General features: G+C 43.9%; 12 protein-coding genes and 1 other annotated feature. Of the genes, 6 read left to right on the top strand and 6 right to left on the bottom strand.

The window, feature by feature from the left end; translation table 11 throughout:
* Positions 1-3 precede the first annotated feature (3 nt).
* The 4 genes from NSU16_RS14755 to melA are packed head-to-tail and all read left to right on the top strand — an operon-like array spanning position 4 to position 4,332.
* Positions 4-1,281: an ABC transporter substrate-binding protein gene (locus NSU16_RS14755; RefSeq protein WP_339191350.1), complete on the top strand. Its 1,278-nt coding sequence runs from the start codon at positions 4-6 to the stop codon at positions 1,279-1,281.
* Positions 1,274-2,185 (top strand): sugar ABC transporter permease, encoded by a 912-nt coding sequence (locus tag NSU16_RS14760; protein ID WP_326332258.1) that lies wholly within the window; start codon positions 1,274-1,276, stop codon positions 2,183-2,185. The genes NSU16_RS14755 and NSU16_RS14760 overlap by 8 nt, the downstream gene beginning before the upstream one ends.
* Entirely contained in the window at positions 2,182-3,012 is an 831-nt protein-coding gene (locus NSU16_RS14765; protein WP_339191352.1) for a carbohydrate ABC transporter permease, read from the top strand. Before NSU16_RS14760 ends, NSU16_RS14765 begins: the two co-directional genes overlap by 4 nt.
* Before the next feature lie 21 nt (positions 3,013-3,033).
* Positions 3,034-4,332, top strand: coding sequence for an alpha-galactosidase MelA (melA, locus tag NSU16_RS14770; protein WP_339191353.1), 1,299 nt, complete (start codon positions 3,034-3,036; stop codon positions 4,330-4,332).
* 23 nt (positions 4,333-4,355) lie between these two features.
* Here melA and NSU16_RS14775 read toward each other — a convergent pair whose 3' ends face one another.
* The 3 genes from NSU16_RS14775 to NSU16_RS14785 all read right to left on the bottom strand — a co-directional run bounded on the left by NSU16_RS14775 (position 4,356) and on the right by NSU16_RS14785 (position 7,960).
* Positions 4,356-4,667 carry a rhodanese-like domain-containing protein gene (locus NSU16_RS14775; RefSeq protein ID WP_339191355.1) on the bottom strand — a complete coding sequence of 104 codons (312 nt, stop codon included), beginning with the start codon at positions 4,665-4,667 and terminating at the stop codon, positions 4,356-4,358.
* Between the two features lie 116 nt (positions 4,668-4,783).
* Complete coding sequence (gene leuS, locus NSU16_RS14780; RefSeq protein WP_326190905.1) at positions 4,784-7,198, bottom strand: leucine--tRNA ligase; 2,415 nt, start codon at positions 7,196-7,198, stop codon at positions 4,784-4,786.
* A 108-nt stretch (positions 7,199-7,306) separates the two neighbouring features.
* Positions 7,307-7,521 (bottom strand) — a binding site (T-box leader).
* A 103-nt stretch (positions 7,522-7,624) separates the two neighbouring features.
* The gene (locus NSU16_RS14785; RefSeq protein WP_003223352.1) at positions 7,625-7,960 is read right to left on the bottom strand and encodes a DUF4257 domain-containing protein; all 336 of its coding nucleotides are present in this window, start codon (positions 7,958-7,960) and stop codon (positions 7,625-7,627) included.
* A 402-nt stretch (positions 7,961-8,362) separates the two neighbouring features.
* Here NSU16_RS14785 and NSU16_RS14790 point away from each other — a divergent pair, with 402 nt between their 5' ends.
* Entirely contained in the window at positions 8,363-9,148 is a 786-nt protein-coding gene (locus tag NSU16_RS14790) for a blue-light photoreceptor (RefSeq protein ID WP_010331556.1), read from the top strand.
* Positions 9,149-9,178: 30 nt separating this feature from the next.
* On the opposite strand, the gene NSU16_RS14795 is transcribed toward NSU16_RS14790, so the two are convergent.
* The gene (locus tag NSU16_RS14795; RefSeq protein WP_010331557.1) at positions 9,179-10,375 is read right to left on the bottom strand and encodes an MFS transporter; all 1,197 of its coding nucleotides are present in this window, start codon (positions 10,373-10,375) and stop codon (positions 9,179-9,181) included.
* A 189-nt stretch (positions 10,376-10,564) separates the two neighbouring features.
* Between NSU16_RS14795 and NSU16_RS14800 the strand changes: the two genes are divergently transcribed.
* A complete protein-coding gene (locus tag NSU16_RS14800) occupies positions 10,565-11,308 on the top strand; it encodes an LMBR1 domain-containing protein (RefSeq protein ID WP_339191357.1) in 744 nt (247 codons plus the stop codon).
* A 38-nt stretch (positions 11,309-11,346) separates the two neighbouring features.
* Here NSU16_RS14800 and NSU16_RS14805 read toward each other — a convergent pair whose 3' ends face one another.
* Both NSU16_RS14805 and bceA read right to left on the bottom strand, forming a co-directional pair.
* Entirely contained in the window at positions 11,347-13,287 is a 1,941-nt protein-coding gene (locus NSU16_RS14805; protein WP_339191359.1) for an FtsX-like permease family protein, read from the bottom strand.
* Positions 13,277-14,038 carry a bacitracin ABC transporter ATP-binding protein BceA gene (bceA, locus tag NSU16_RS14810; RefSeq protein ID WP_168748575.1) on the bottom strand — a complete coding sequence of 254 codons (762 nt, stop codon included), beginning with the start codon at positions 14,036-14,038 and terminating at the stop codon, positions 13,277-13,279. The genes NSU16_RS14805 and bceA overlap by 11 nt, the downstream gene beginning before the upstream one ends.
* Between the last annotated feature and the right edge of the window lie 52 nt (positions 14,039-14,090).

Below are 14,090 nucleotides of genomic sequence, written 5' to 3' on the forward strand. Positions count from 1 at the left end.
AAGATGAAACACATATTTGTTTTATTTCTCTCTCTTATTCTGCTGATTTTGCCGGGCTGCTCATCTGAAGAAAGCACTGCAGATACGGGCAAAAAGACGTTAACCATTTATTCTACGATGTCAACGGACAGTGAAAGAAACACATTCAGAAAACTAGCCGCAGCGTTCGAAAAGGAAAGCGGCATTCGCGTCAGCATTCATTTCCCAGGCAATGACTATGAAAATATGATGCGTGTCAGAATGGCCGCCAATGATCTGCCTGACCTCTTTGATACTCATGGCTGGGGGAAAATCAGGTACGGGGAGTATACAGCCGATCTCCGGGATATGGACTGGACTCAGAAACTTGACCCGAATTTAAACAGCATTCTTAAAAACAAGAGCGGAAAGGTATACGCATATCCGATCAATCAGGCAAAGGACGGCCTGGCATACAACCGCAATATATTAGACCGCTTCGGCATCGATCCGCCCGAAACGATGGATGCTTTTATAAAAGCATTGAGAACGATTAAAGAAAAAAGCAATGGAGACATCGTTCCTTTCTGGTTCGCCGGATATGACAAAAGCTCTTTCGCCCAATATTATGACCAATTCGCAACACCTCTTCTCATCACAGACCCTGCCCATAATGAAAAGAAACAGCTCATTGACGGCACCTTCAATTGGAGCAAATTTACTTATCTATCAGATACCCTCAAACAAATGCAGAAAGAAAAACTCATTAATATCGATGCCGTAACAGCAAAAAAATCACAGCTCATTGAGTTGATGGCTCAAAATAAAATCGCTTTTACCATGCAGGGCGGCACCCTCGGTCAAGACGTCGCCCAAATTAACCCGAATGTACAGGTTGGGATTATCCCGACACCAGCTATACACCCCGGTGATGACCCGATATGGATTGACGGCGAGCGCTATACACTGGCAGCATGGAAAGACTCGCCTCATTTAAAGGAAGCAAAGCGATTTATCGCCTTTATGGCTCGTCCCGCCCATGCGAAAGAAATGGCTGAAGCCACCTCGCTTCCTTCAGGGCTGACCAATGTAAAAGCTGACATTTTCTATGCCAAAGACTATCAGCATTATCAGAATATGAAAGTCGAACCTTACTTCGACCGATTGTACTTGCCGAACGGGATGTGGGATGTGATGGGAACGGTCGGCCAGGAGCTTGCGGCAGACATTTTGACACCCAACGAGATTTCTAAAAAGCTGGGAAGAGAATATAAACGACTCCGGGAGCAATCTGAAACACAGGGAGCTGAAAACAATGAGTGAGATCGCCAGAGACGCACATGTGAAACAGGTCAAGCCGAATAAACAATCCTCACTTTGGTGGATGTATATTCCGGCTCTGCTCTCCGTTTTGATCTTCATGATTTATCCGTTTATAAAAGGCGCTTTTATCACCTTCACAAACTGGAACGGTTTTTCTCAGGTTTATCAGTGGGTCGGTTTCGCTCAGTATGAAAGACTGTTTGCTGATCCGGACACATGGCATATCTTAAAAAATACGCTGCTATACGGACTCGGCAGCACCTTTTTTCAAAACGTCATTGGGCTCCTGTACGCTCTGTTATTGAATCAAAGCATAAAAATGAAAGCGATAACAAGAACAATTGTGTATTTGCCGGTTATGATCAGTCCGCTCATTATGGGCTACATTTGGTACTTCTTCTTTTCTTATGACGGAGGCGCGCTTAATGACCTGCTTGGCATTTTCGGCATCAGCCCGATCAACGCGCTCGCCAGTCCGTCTTCGAACCCATGGATCATCGTCATGATTAACACGTACCAATATGTCGGCATCGCCATGATTGTCTATTTGGCAGGCCTGCAAAGCATTCCGAAAGATTACTATGAAGCAGCGGAAATGGATGGCGCGACACGGGGCCAGCAGTTTTTCGGCATCACCCTGCCGCTGTTAATGCCCTCGATCACGATCAATATGGTCATCAACATTATCGGAGGCTTAAAGCTGTTTGACGTGATTATTGCGCTCACTGCAGGCGGACCCGGAAACGCGTCGCAATCGATGTCAACGTTTATGTATGACCTGTATTTTAAACGGCAGGATGCCGGCTATGCTGCGACACAAGGCATATTTATGGCATTTGTCATTTTGATCATCAGCTTTTGCGCGCTTGCGTACTTTAAAAGAAAGGAGACGGAAATGTCATGAGAGCCGCCCGCTCAAACAAACTGCGGTTGATTACACTTCTTGCTGCCATTGTAGCCTGTGCGCATTTCATTCCTTTTTACATTCTGCTGACCACTTCATTGAAAGCAAAAGGAGATTACAGTTCCAAATGGCTGTTTCCAGCTGATATTTCCTTTCAAAATTTTTCTGAGGCATGGGAGCGCGCTTCACTAGGCAACTCGTTTATCAACACAATCATCATCACAGGCGTTTCGGCATTGTTATTAATCATATTCGGCTCACTGGCCGCCTACCCTCTTGCCAGGCGGGAAACCAAACTGAATAAAGCCGTTTTCGCGCTGCTGATTTCAATTATGATCATCCCTCCGTTAACGTCCATGGTGCCTTTATACAGAATGGTCGTGGACGCCGGTATGGTCAATACACACGCAGTCGCCATTTTGATTAATACAGCGGCGTATATGCCGTTAACCGTGTTTTTGTATTCCGGCTTTATCCGTTCGACCATTCCAAAAGAGCTTGAAGAAGCGGCAAGAATGGATGGAGCGGGAATGCTGAAAATCTTTTTTGTGATCGTGTTTCCTTTGCTGAAGCCGATCACTGCCACCATCTGTATTATTTCCTGTGTCTTTATATGGAATGACTATCAATTTGCGATTTTCTTTTTACAGGATCAGAAGGTGCAGACACTTACTGTTGCAATGGCCGGGTTTTTCGGAGAAAACGCCAACAATCTGCATTTGGTCGCCGCAGCTGCCATCATGGCGATGCTGCCGATGGTCATTCTGTTTCTGGCGCTGCAAAAATACTTTATTGCCGGACTGTCATCAGGAGCGGTAAAAGGATAATGAATTAAAGGAGGAACCGACATGAAAAAAATCACATTTATCGGTGCAGGGAGCACAATTTTCGCAAAAAATGTTTTAGGAGACTGCTTGTTAACGGAGGCGTTAAATGGGTTTGAATTTGCGCTTTACGACATTGATCCAAAACGCTTGCAGGAATCTCAGCTTATGCTCGAAAATTTGAGAGACCGCTATAATCCGAGCGTCGTTATCAACAGCTATGATGACAGAAAACTGGCTTTGCAGCATGCGGGCTATGTGATTAATGCCATTCAGGTCGGAGGCTATAAACCAAGCACAGTCATCGATTTTGAGATTCCTAAACGATACGGATTACGGCAGACAATTGCCGACACGGTGGGCATCGGCGGGATATTCAGATCACTCAGGACTATCCCCGTGTTATTTGATATCGCAAGAGATATTGAGGAAATGTGCCCCGACGCCTGGTTTTTAAACTATACAAACCCAATGGCCTCCCTGACTGGCGCTATGCTTCGCTATACGGATGTGAAAACGATCGGGCTGTGCCACAGCGTCCAAGTGTGTACAAGAGATTTATTTAAATCTCTCGGTATGGAGCACGCTGGGATTGAAGAACGAATCGCAGGCATCAATCATATGGCATGGCTGTTGGAAGTGAAAAAGGACGGCGCTGATTTATATCCCGAAATCAAAAAGAGAGCGAGAGAAAAGCAAAAAACAAAGCATCAAGATATGGTGCGGTTTGAATTGATGGATAAGTTCGGTTATTACGTCACGGAATCATCAGAGCACAACGCAGAATACCATCCTTATTTTATTAAGCGAAACTATCCTGAATTAATCAACGAGCTGCAGATCCCGCTAGACGAATATCCAAGAAGATGCGTGAAACAGATAGAAGATTGGGAGAAAATGAGGGATGACATTGTTAACAATAAAAACCTCACCCATAAACGTTCAAAAGAATATGGCTCAAGAATAATAGAAGCGATGGAAACGAATCAGCCATTTACCTTCGGAGGAAACGTGTTAAATACCGGGCTTATCACAAACCTTCCTTCCAAAGCGGTCGTCGAAGTAACATGCGTCGCCGACAGAAAAAAGATAACCCCGTGCTTTGCAGGAGAACTGCCTGAGCAGCTCGCAGCGTTAAACAGAACGAATATCAACACACAGCTGATGACCATTGAAGCTGCTGTTACACGGAAAAAAGAAGCTGTCTACCAGGCAGCTATGCTTGACCCGCATACAAGCGCAGAGCTGTCCATCAATGAAATTATTTCGATGTGTGATGATTTATTTGAAGCGCACGGCGATTGGCTTCCAGCATACAAATAAAAAAACTAGGGGTGATCTCTCCCCTAGTTTTTCGGTTTCGTTTCGCCTTCCCAGACCATCATGCCGCCTTCTACGTTGACTGTTTTAAAGCCTTGCTCATCCAAATACTTGCAGACATTCATGCTGCGCATTCCTGAGCGGCAGATAAAAGTGTACTCTTTGTCTTTATCGAGGGTGTCCATTTTTTCAGGAATATCTCCCATGCGAATATGAACCGCTTGCGGGATCATGCCTTCCGCAACCTCTTCATCTTCTCTGACATCAATCAAATACAATTCTTCATCCGCCTCGATTTTTTCTTTCAGATCGGCAGTGCTGATTTCATTTATTTTCAACCGATAACACTCCTATTCACGATGATGACTTTAAGTATACCAAAGTCCGTCAGTCGATTTCTATTAAGAGACTGATGAAAAAAATCCCCTTTTTGACCAAGGGGATTTTTTCAGGATTAGTTTGCCACAATATTGACAAGCTTGCCAGGCACCGCGATGATTTTACGAATGGTTTTGCCTTCAAGCTGCTCTTTGACCTTTTCATCTGCTTGAGCAAGCTGTTCCAGCTGTTCCTTCGTCGCATCTGCAGGAACCTGTAGTTTCGCTTTCACTTTTCCGTTCAGCTGAACAACAATTTCAACTTCATCGTCAACAAGTTTAGCTTCATCATATACAGGCCAAGCCTCATATGCAATCGTACCGCTATGGCCCAATTTCTCCCACAGCTCTTCCGCGAGGTGAGGCGCGATAGGAGATAGGAGCTTCACAAAGCCTTCCATATATTCCTTCGGCAGCTCTGACGCTTTATAAGCCTCGTTGATAAAGACCATCAGCTGAGAAATACCTGTGTTAAAACGCAGGCCCTCATAGTGATCTGTCACTTTCATGACTGTTTCATGATAGACGCGCTCCAATGTTTCACCAGCGCCTTCAACAATTTTTCCATTTAGCTCTCCGCTGTCTTCAACAAACAGACGCCATACGCGGTCAAGGAAGCGGCGTGCGCCGTCTAAGCCTGATTCAGACCAGGCAATTGAAGCATCAAGCGGTCCCATGAACATTTCGTACAATCTCAGCGTATCAGCGCCGTGAGATGCAACGATTTCATCAGGGTTGACAACGTTCCCTTTTGATTTACTCATTTTCTCGTTGTTTTCACCGAGAATCATTCCTTGGTTATACAGCTTTTGGAACGGTTCTTTCGTCGGCACTACACCGATATCGTATAGGAACTTGTGCCAGAAACGGGCATACAGAAGGTGAAGCACAGCATGCTCCGCGCCGCCGATATACATATCAACCGGAAGCCATTTTTCCATTTTCTCAGGTGATGCCAGCTGATCCGGATTGTGCGGATCAATGTAGCGCAAGAAATACCAGCAGCTTCCCGCCCATTGCGGCATTGTATTCGTTTCTCTTCTTCCTTTTTTCCCTGTTTCAGGGTCTGTGACTTCAACCCACTCTTTAATGTTCGCAAGCGGTGATTCGCCGGTGCCGCTCGGTTTGATTTCGTTTGTTTTCGGCAGAATCAGCGGCAGTTCTTCCTCCGGCACAGCTGTTGACGTTCCGTCCTCCCAATGAATGATCGGAATCGGCTCGCCCCAGTAGCGCTGGCGACTGAAGAGCCAGTCGCGCAGACGGTAAGTGACTTTCTTTTCGCCGTTTTTCGTTTCTTCCAGCCAAGCGATCATTTTTTCAATCGCTTCCTGTTTAGTAAGTCCATTCAGAAAATCAGAGTTCACATGCTCGCCGTCACCTGTGTACGCTTCTTCTTCAACATTTCCGCCTTTCACGACTTCCTTGACTGGAAGGCCGAATGTGTTGGCGAATTCAAAATCACGCTCATCGTGACCGGGAACAGCCATGACTGCACCAGTTCCGTATGAAGCAAGAACGTAATCTGCGATCCAGATCGGCAGTTTTTCACCGTTTACAGGATTGATCGCATAAGCTCCAGTGAAGACGCCTGTCTTTGTTTTCGCGAGATCCGTGCGCTCAAGGTCACTCTTTGATTGAATTTCTTTGATATAAGCTTCGACAGCTTCTTTTTGCTCAGCAGCTGTGATTTTTTCAACCAAAGCATGCTCCGGAGCAAGGACAGTGTATGTAGCGCCGAACAATGTATCAGGTCTTGTTGTAAACACCGTAAATGATTCATCATGTCCATCTATGCCAAAATGAACGTGCGCACCTTCAGAACGGCCGATCCAGTTGCGCTGCATGTCTTTAATGCTTTCCGGCCAATCAAGCTCTTCCAAGTCATCAAGAAGCCTGTCCGCATAAGCTGTGATTTTCAGCATCCACTGCTTCATCGGGCGTCTTTCGACCGGGTGGCCGCCGCGTTCACTCTTTCCGTCAATGACTTCTTCGTTGGCTAGAACCGTACCGAGTGCGGGGCACCAGTTAACCGGCACCTCATCAACGTAAGCAAGACCCTTTTCGTATAGTTTTAAGAAAATCCATTGTGTCCATTTATAGTATTCAGGATCTGTCGTGTTGATTTCACGATCCCAATCATATGAAAAACCGAGCGCCTGGATTTGGCGGCGGAAATTATCGATATTCTGCTTCGTAAACACTGCCGGATCATTCCCGGTGTCGAGGGCGTATTGCTCAGCCGGCAGACCGAATGCGTCCCAGCCCATCGGATGAAGGACGTCATACCCCTGCATGCGCTTCATGCGGGAGAGGATATCCGTCGCTGTATAGCCCTCAGGGTGTCCGACGTGAAGACCCGCTCCAGACGGATAAGGAAACATGTCCAGTGCGTAAAATTTTTGTTTCTCATTATGATCAAGAGTGGCAAATGTTTTGTTTTCCAGCCAATAATTTTGCCATTTCTTTTCTATCTCTTTGTGCTGAAAACTCAAAGTAAAAACCTCCTTCTGATTGAATACGGCGTTTATGTTCAAGTATTGACGGGACAGGGAGGATTATATTCAGAATATTCCCAAACTAAAAAAAACTCCCTCATCCCTAAAAGGGACGAGAGACTTTCGTTTTCCCGCGGTACCACCCTCGTTAGCGCGGCAGACGCCGCACTCACTTGATACTTTTAACGCAGTTATGCGTCAGCGGCTTTTCACCGCTGCAACTCTGAGGTGAGTTCGGAAACAAACTTGATTGACTTTCACCAGCCGTCAACTCTCTGAAACAATATCTGCTTCTTACTGCTCCTCTTCATTGTTCTTTTCGCAACCGTAATCTTAACTGTATTTTATAGAATTCTGTTCATAAGTGCAAGCAGGTTTGTATACAATGGGAATGTACCCTGAACGGGCGAAGATTGAGGACAATTATTCTGGTGGAGTTTTGGTTTGACGTTTCGACTCGGCCGGTTCGCCGCCGCTGTTCATTTCTCTTACAAAATCAAAGCTTCTGAGAACAGCTTCACCGCCGTAGCCTGAGATTATGGATAAGATGACAAGTTGAATTCCTGAATCGGGGTCAGCGGATAGTACAAGTAAAATGGAAGCCGTCATGCCGATAAACCAATCTTCCAAAAATCCAAGATAGATAAACCGCTTTGTCATCCTGGGTTTCTCCAGTCTGCCTCTCTTTTTCACATGACCGAGAATCCCCATGATTCCTCCAATTACACAAGCAATTAATACCTGATGCAGCATCTTCATCATCACCTTCCTAAAGCCCTTATTTCGTAAAGCGACTTCAGGCCATCCAGCCCCCTTAAACGATTCCGATGATTTTCGATATCTACATACTGGCAAATCTGAAAAAAGCTTGTTTCTTCCATTATATGTGAACACATGATCGGTAAGCTTGATGCATTAGATTCATTTTTCACCCAGTGACATTTACCTAGTCACTTATTTAGCATGTAGAAACCTTTCCGTTCATATGTTCAAACTCTGTTCTTATTTTTAGTGTATACGAGGACAAGCCCGAATGACAAACAACAAACTGCGCTTGCTTGAATCAGAACATGTGTTGTGCTACGGTTACTGTAGAATTCATTAAAAAAAGGGGAATATCAGGCTTTCGCACAGCAAGCTGGCGGCCTAAGGGGGAATTATATGGGTAGTTTTCAATCATTCGGAATAAAAGGACAGCTGGACGTCATCAAAAAAGCGCTTGATCACGCGCGAGTCGGTGTAGTGATTACAGATCCTGCACTTGAAGATAATCCGATTGTCTACGTAAACCAAGGCTTTGTTCAAATGACCGGTTATGAGGCCGAGGAAATTTTAGGAAAGAACTGCCGCTTCTTACAGGGGAAAGATACAGACGCTGGTGAAGTGGACAACATCAGAGCCGGTTTACAAAATAAAGAGCCCGTTACAGTTCAGATTCAAAACTATAAAAAAGACGGAACGATGTTCTGGAATGAGTTAAATATTGATCCGCTGGAAATAGAAGACAAAACCTATTTTGTCGGAATCCAAAAAGACATCACCAAGCAAAAAGAGTATGAACAGCTTCTCGAGGATTCCCTCACAGAAATTACTGCACTTTCAACTCCTATTGTGCCGATTCGCAACGGCATTTCGGCTCTTCCGCTAGTCGGCAACCTGACAGAGGAGCGATTTAATTCCATCGTCAGCACATTGACGAATATTTTATCAACATCCAAAGATGATTATTTGATTATTGATTTATCAGGATTGGCCCAAGTAAATGAACAAACCGCCGACCAGATTTTCAAGCTGAGCCATTTGCTGAAATTGACCGGAACAGAATTAATCATTACCGGCATTAAGCCCGAATTGGCCATGAAGATGAATAAGCTGGATGCTAATTTCTCATCGCTGAAAACATATTCTAATGTAAAGGATGCCGTGAACGTGCTTCCGATTATGTAAAAAGATCCCGCTCATCCGGCGGGATCTTTCTTATGAAGAAGAAACTGAAGCCTGCTTATTCGCTTTATCAGCTGATTTTAATCGTTTGTCGTATAAAATCGTCGTGACTATGCTGATCATAAGCAAAACCAAAAGAGATAAAACGAGAGCGTGAATGCCGGAATGATCGACGAGCACACCTCCGAACAAAGGCCCTATCATTCTGCCACCTGTCGCAGCGCTGTTCACAAACCCTTGATAAAACCCTTCTTTCCCTTTAGGCGCAAGCTTGTTGGCAATCGTTGGCACCGCAGGCCAAACAAGCATTTCCCCGATGGTCAAGATCACCATGGCAGCCAAAAACATTGGAAATTGCTTCGCAGTCAGCAGCATGCTGTAAGACACAATAAAAATGACAAAACCAATGATCATTTGCGCTTTTAGCGATTCAGCCCATTTTTTCACAAAAAAGCTGACAAGCGGCTGTCCAACCACAATTAAAATTCCGTTAATCGTCCACAGCACACTATATAAAGAAAGAGACATTCCGATACTTTGCGTGTACGATGCGATGGTGGTAGACCATTGAGAATATGCCAGCCACCCGAGCACATACCCGCTGCTCAATATGACCAGAGCCGTAAATTTCGTTTTGCTGCTTACAGCGTCATAATCAAGCACAGACGTTTGAGACACATCCTTCGTCTGAATGTTTCGAAATCCGAAATATACGATAAAGAAAAAAACCACATACAACGCGGCATTCGCCAAAAATACGTATGAAAACGAGAAAGACGCCACCACGCCGCCAAGCGCAGAACCGACGGCAACGCCTGCGTTTTGCGCGACATAAATCGCATTAAATGCCCTTCTTCCCCCTTCAGGCCACACTGATCCAGCCATTGCGTAACTGGCCGGAAAAACAACACCCGAACCAAACCCGACAATTGTAAGCAGCACAATATAAAACGGCCAATCATGAAAAAAGACGAGACCCACCAGACTTGCTAACGTAATCGCAATTCCGAGCATGATGGATTTAAACCCGCCGATTTTATCAAACAAAAACCCGCCGCATAAATTCCCTGCCACACTGGCGCCGGAATTCAGCATAAGGACAATCCCCGCGACCGTTAACGACTTTCCTAAATGATTATGAATATAGATCGTGTTAAGCGGCCATAAAAAGGATGCCCCCGTCACATTAATAAACATCCCTATCACTAAAATTTTCAATGCGCGCGGCATACTGATCCCCCTTTCTTATCTATAAAAGCTCATGAAAAAACGGAAACCTCAAAAGGCTCCGTACGAATCCAGTTATCATAGCACATTCATTCTATCTGTCTATCTCATATTTTTCAACAGATGAGTGTGAAAAAATCTAACAAATATTACTCAAAAATTGTAAAATAAATAGAAAAAGGGGTAAATTTCATGGAAATGGCATTCGCATTCCTCGGTTTTTTTGCATTTCTCTTTTCACTTGGCTATGGAGTATACCATCTCGTCAGATATGTGCTGAAAAAGGAAAAACGATTCTCTAAAAAACTCTTTTGGCCGCTTTTCATTGGAGGCCTCATTCTGCTCTTCACTGGAGCAGCTTTGTCAGAACCTGACGCCGCAGCAAATGCTGATAAAAAATATTCAGCTATAAACACTGAATATAAAAGTCTTAAACAAGAGCATGAAGCACTTGAGAAAGAGTATGAAGCCATCAGCTCTGAAGCAAAGAAACTGAAAGACAATACAAAAGATCAAGACAAGCTCAAGCAGCTGGAGAAAGAAAATAGTGAATTAAAAAAGACTCAGAAATCATTAAAAGCAGAAAATAAAGAACTTCAAGAAAAACAAAAACAGCTCAAAGAAGATACCAAAACAGCAAAGGCTGAAAATGAAACCCTTCAACAAGATAAAACAAAACTTGAAAAGCAATTAAAAGAGGCACAAAACCGAACAGCCAGCACGAAAGAAAACAGCGAACATTCTTCAACCAGCACGAATAAAAGCAACGAAACCAGCTCAGCTGATACAGCAGAAGGCTGTCTTATCAAAGACAGCAAAAACGGCATCTATCATACGCCGGGCAGTACATACTATGACCGGACGACAGACCCTGCTGACATGTTTTGTTCAGTGGAAGAGGCTGAGGCAGCCGGGTATCGGGCGCCGAAACGATAAACAGTAAAAGCTCCAGTTTCTCTGGAGCTTTTACTGTTTTACAATGCCGACTTAATCACCTTTTTATAATAAAGAACCGACAGAATACCGAAAATAGAATAGAGTGCAGTATATAACACCATCACCATAATCATCGGCGACCATACCTCTGATCCGAATAAGAACCAGCCGGATTGAACGGCAAAGTAACTGTGAAAGAGGCCGATCACCAATGGAATGCCGAAGTTATACATTTGTTTGATGCGTATCCCCTTCAGCAGGTCTCCCTGTGTAAAACCGAGTTTTCTTAGGATGGTATAGTTCGGTTTTTCTTCTTCACTTTCACCCATTTGTTTAAAGTAAAGGATACACCCTGAGGTGATGAGAAATGTTAATCCTAAGAAACCAACGATGAACATGACCATACCAAAAAGAGATTTTTGCGCAATACTTGTATCCAGCCTTGATAAATGTAGATCTTTCTTGTTCACCTTTTGAAAAAGCTCATTTGCTTTTTCAAGCTGATCTCCATGTTTCATATTGATGCCGATAAATTCAGATTGCGCCAGCTGAATGCGAGGGTCTTTATCTTTGTTCAGCTGTTTAAACAGGTTGTCATCTACTATGACTGCAGGCATTCCCCCGCTTGTAAACGTGTAGGATACAAGAAACTCTTCTCTTAATCCTTTATAGTGTAATGATTGTGTCTCATGCTTGCTTTTGACTTTAATGCTGCCGGAGTCTTTTAAAACCATTATTCTTTGCAGCAAGTCGGTGTAGCCTGAGAAAACCGCTTCCCCAGCCGCCACATCCACGCCTTTTACATCTTTATCGCTAACAACAGCGAGTTGTGTGTTGGCGGGATCGCTCTGCATCTCTTTCGAAGGTCCATCCATGATATTTGTGAGATCAACAGACGATTGCAGGACAGGCATTTCTTTTTTGACGTACGACATGTCATTTTCACTCAAACTGCTTTCAAATCGTTTGGCATCTTTCTCATTCATGAATGAAAAATCCGCCGCTACATTTTGTTCAGCAGTCTTTTCTGCCGAGTAATACGAAATATAAGCAAGGGATAACAGCCCGATGGCGAGCGCTGAAACGGTTGTGATAATCGTCAGCAGCAACGCGTTCGATTTCATTCTGAACATAATTGATGACAGTGACAGAACCTCTGAGATATTCAAGTAGCCGCCCTTGCTTTTCCGAATGATGTTCGAGATAAACGTAACCGATCCTTTATAAAAGAGAAACGTCCCGATAATGACGGACCCTAAGATAAGACTCATTGCGAAAAACAGTTCGTTTATGGTCTTGAATTTTCCGCTAAACAGCTCAGAAGACACGTAGTATCCCGTTAAAATCAACACGATGCCTAGCGCACCAATCAGCATCTGGAAAAAAGAGATTCTCTTCACTTTATCCTCAGTGGAAGACGTTACGTTAAACAAAGATAAAATGCTTTGTTTTTTGATAAACGTATAATTCATGATCATAATCAAAAGATAAATGCCGCAGAACACAATGATTGTTTGCACCAAGGCTTGCTCAGAAAAATGCAGTTTCGCATCAGCTTTGACATCGACGATTTTGAACAAGATCATGAGCACAAGCTTTGATATTGAAAATCCGGCAAAAACCCCGATGGCTAACGAGCCGAAATACAGCATGATATTTTCCGCACTTAAGATACGAAAGATTTTGTGCTTTGTCATTCCGATTAGTTGAAACAGCCCGATCTCTTTACTCCGTCTTTTAATAAAAATGGTATTGGCATACAAAATAAAGATTGATACAACAGCCACAAGTAAAATTGAAGCGGTTTTAATAGCCGCGGCGCCTTTAATGGAAGCTTTTACTTCATTAATGGACGGGTCATATTGGAGTGTGACAAATGCGAAATAAAGCGCCACACTAAAGATTAAGGCAAACACATAGAGGTAATAATTCCTGATATTCTTTTTCAGATTTCGCAGAATGAGCTGATTAATGTTCATGCTGCACCCCGCCTAACACGCCTTGTGTTTTCATGATATCCTGGAAAAACGTCTGCCTGTCTTGGCCCCCTTTATTCAGCTGCGTATACATCAAACCATCCTTAATAAAAATGACTCTGCCGCAGTAGCTCGCTGCAACGGGATCATGGGTAACCATAATAATTGTGGCGCTGCGTTTTTGATTGAGCTGGCTCAGTTTATTTAATAGATCAGAGGCTGACTTCGAATCGAGCGCGCCGGTCGGCTCATCAGCGAAAATAATGCTCGGGTCATGAATAAACGCTCTTGCGGCGGATGTTCTCTGCTTCTGGCCGCCGGAAATTTCATTCGGGTACTTATCCCGCAATTCATAAATTCCCAATTCCTTCGCCACTTCCTCAAACTTGCGGTGTGCTTCCTTTTTAGATATTTTCGTGATCGATAACGGCAGAAGGATATTTTCTTTCACTGTTAATGTGTCTAACAAATTGTAATCCTGAAAGATAAAGCCTAAGTGCTGTTTTCTAAATTCAGCCAGCTGCTTTTCCTTCAGGGACGTCATTTCATTTCCGTTAATGTTGATCGTTCCGTGACTGACCTTATCTATCGAGGACAGAACGTTAAGCAAAGTGGTTTTGCCCGACCCTGAAGCACCCATAATGCTGACGAATTCGCCCTTTTCAATGTGAATATCGATGCCCTTCAGCACTTCCTGTTTATTCAGCTTATTACCATAGCTTTTTCGAATTTTATTCGCTTCTAAAATCATCATGTCCGTAGTCTCCTTTATATTGGATACTGTTATTATAAAAAGGATCGACGGG

It is taken from the genome of Bacillus sp. FSL K6-1003, from assembly GCF_037964945.1.
Classification (GTDB): domain Bacteria; phylum Bacillota; class Bacilli; order Bacillales; family Bacillaceae; genus Bacillus; species Bacillus mojavensis.

Coding starts and splice junctions, on each gene's coding strand:
- melA (WP_339191353.1), top strand. CDS start 3,034: ATGAAAAAAATCACATTTATCGGTGCAGGGAGCACAATTTTCGCAAAA.
- NSU16_RS14765 (WP_339191352.1), top strand. CDS start 2,182: ATGAGAGCCGCCCGCTCAAACAAACTGCGGTTGATTACACTTCTTGCT.
- NSU16_RS14800 (WP_339191357.1), top strand. CDS start 10,565: ATGGAAATGGCATTCGCATTCCTCGGTTTTTTTGCATTTCTCTTTTCA.
- NSU16_RS14760 (WP_326332258.1), top strand. CDS start 1,274: ATGAGTGAGATCGCCAGAGACGCACATGTGAAACAGGTCAAGCCGAAT.
- NSU16_RS14805 (WP_339191359.1), bottom strand. CDS start 13,287: ATGAACATTAATCAGCTCATTCTGCGAAATCTGAAAAAGAATATCAGG.
- NSU16_RS14755 (WP_339191350.1), top strand. CDS start 4: ATGAAACACATATTTGTTTTATTTCTCTCTCTTATTCTGCTGATTTTG.
- NSU16_RS14785 (WP_003223352.1), bottom strand. CDS start 7,960: ATGAAGATGCTGCATCAGGTATTAATTGCTTGTGTAATTGGAGGAATC.
- NSU16_RS14790 (WP_010331556.1), top strand. CDS start 8,363: ATGGGTAGTTTTCAATCATTCGGAATAAAAGGACAGCTGGACGTCATC.
- NSU16_RS14795 (WP_010331557.1), bottom strand. CDS start 10,375: ATGCCGCGCGCATTGAAAATTTTAGTGATAGGGATGTTTATTAATGTG.
- bceA (WP_168748575.1), bottom strand. CDS start 14,038: ATGATGATTTTAGAAGCGAATAAAATTCGAAAAAGCTATGGTAATAAG.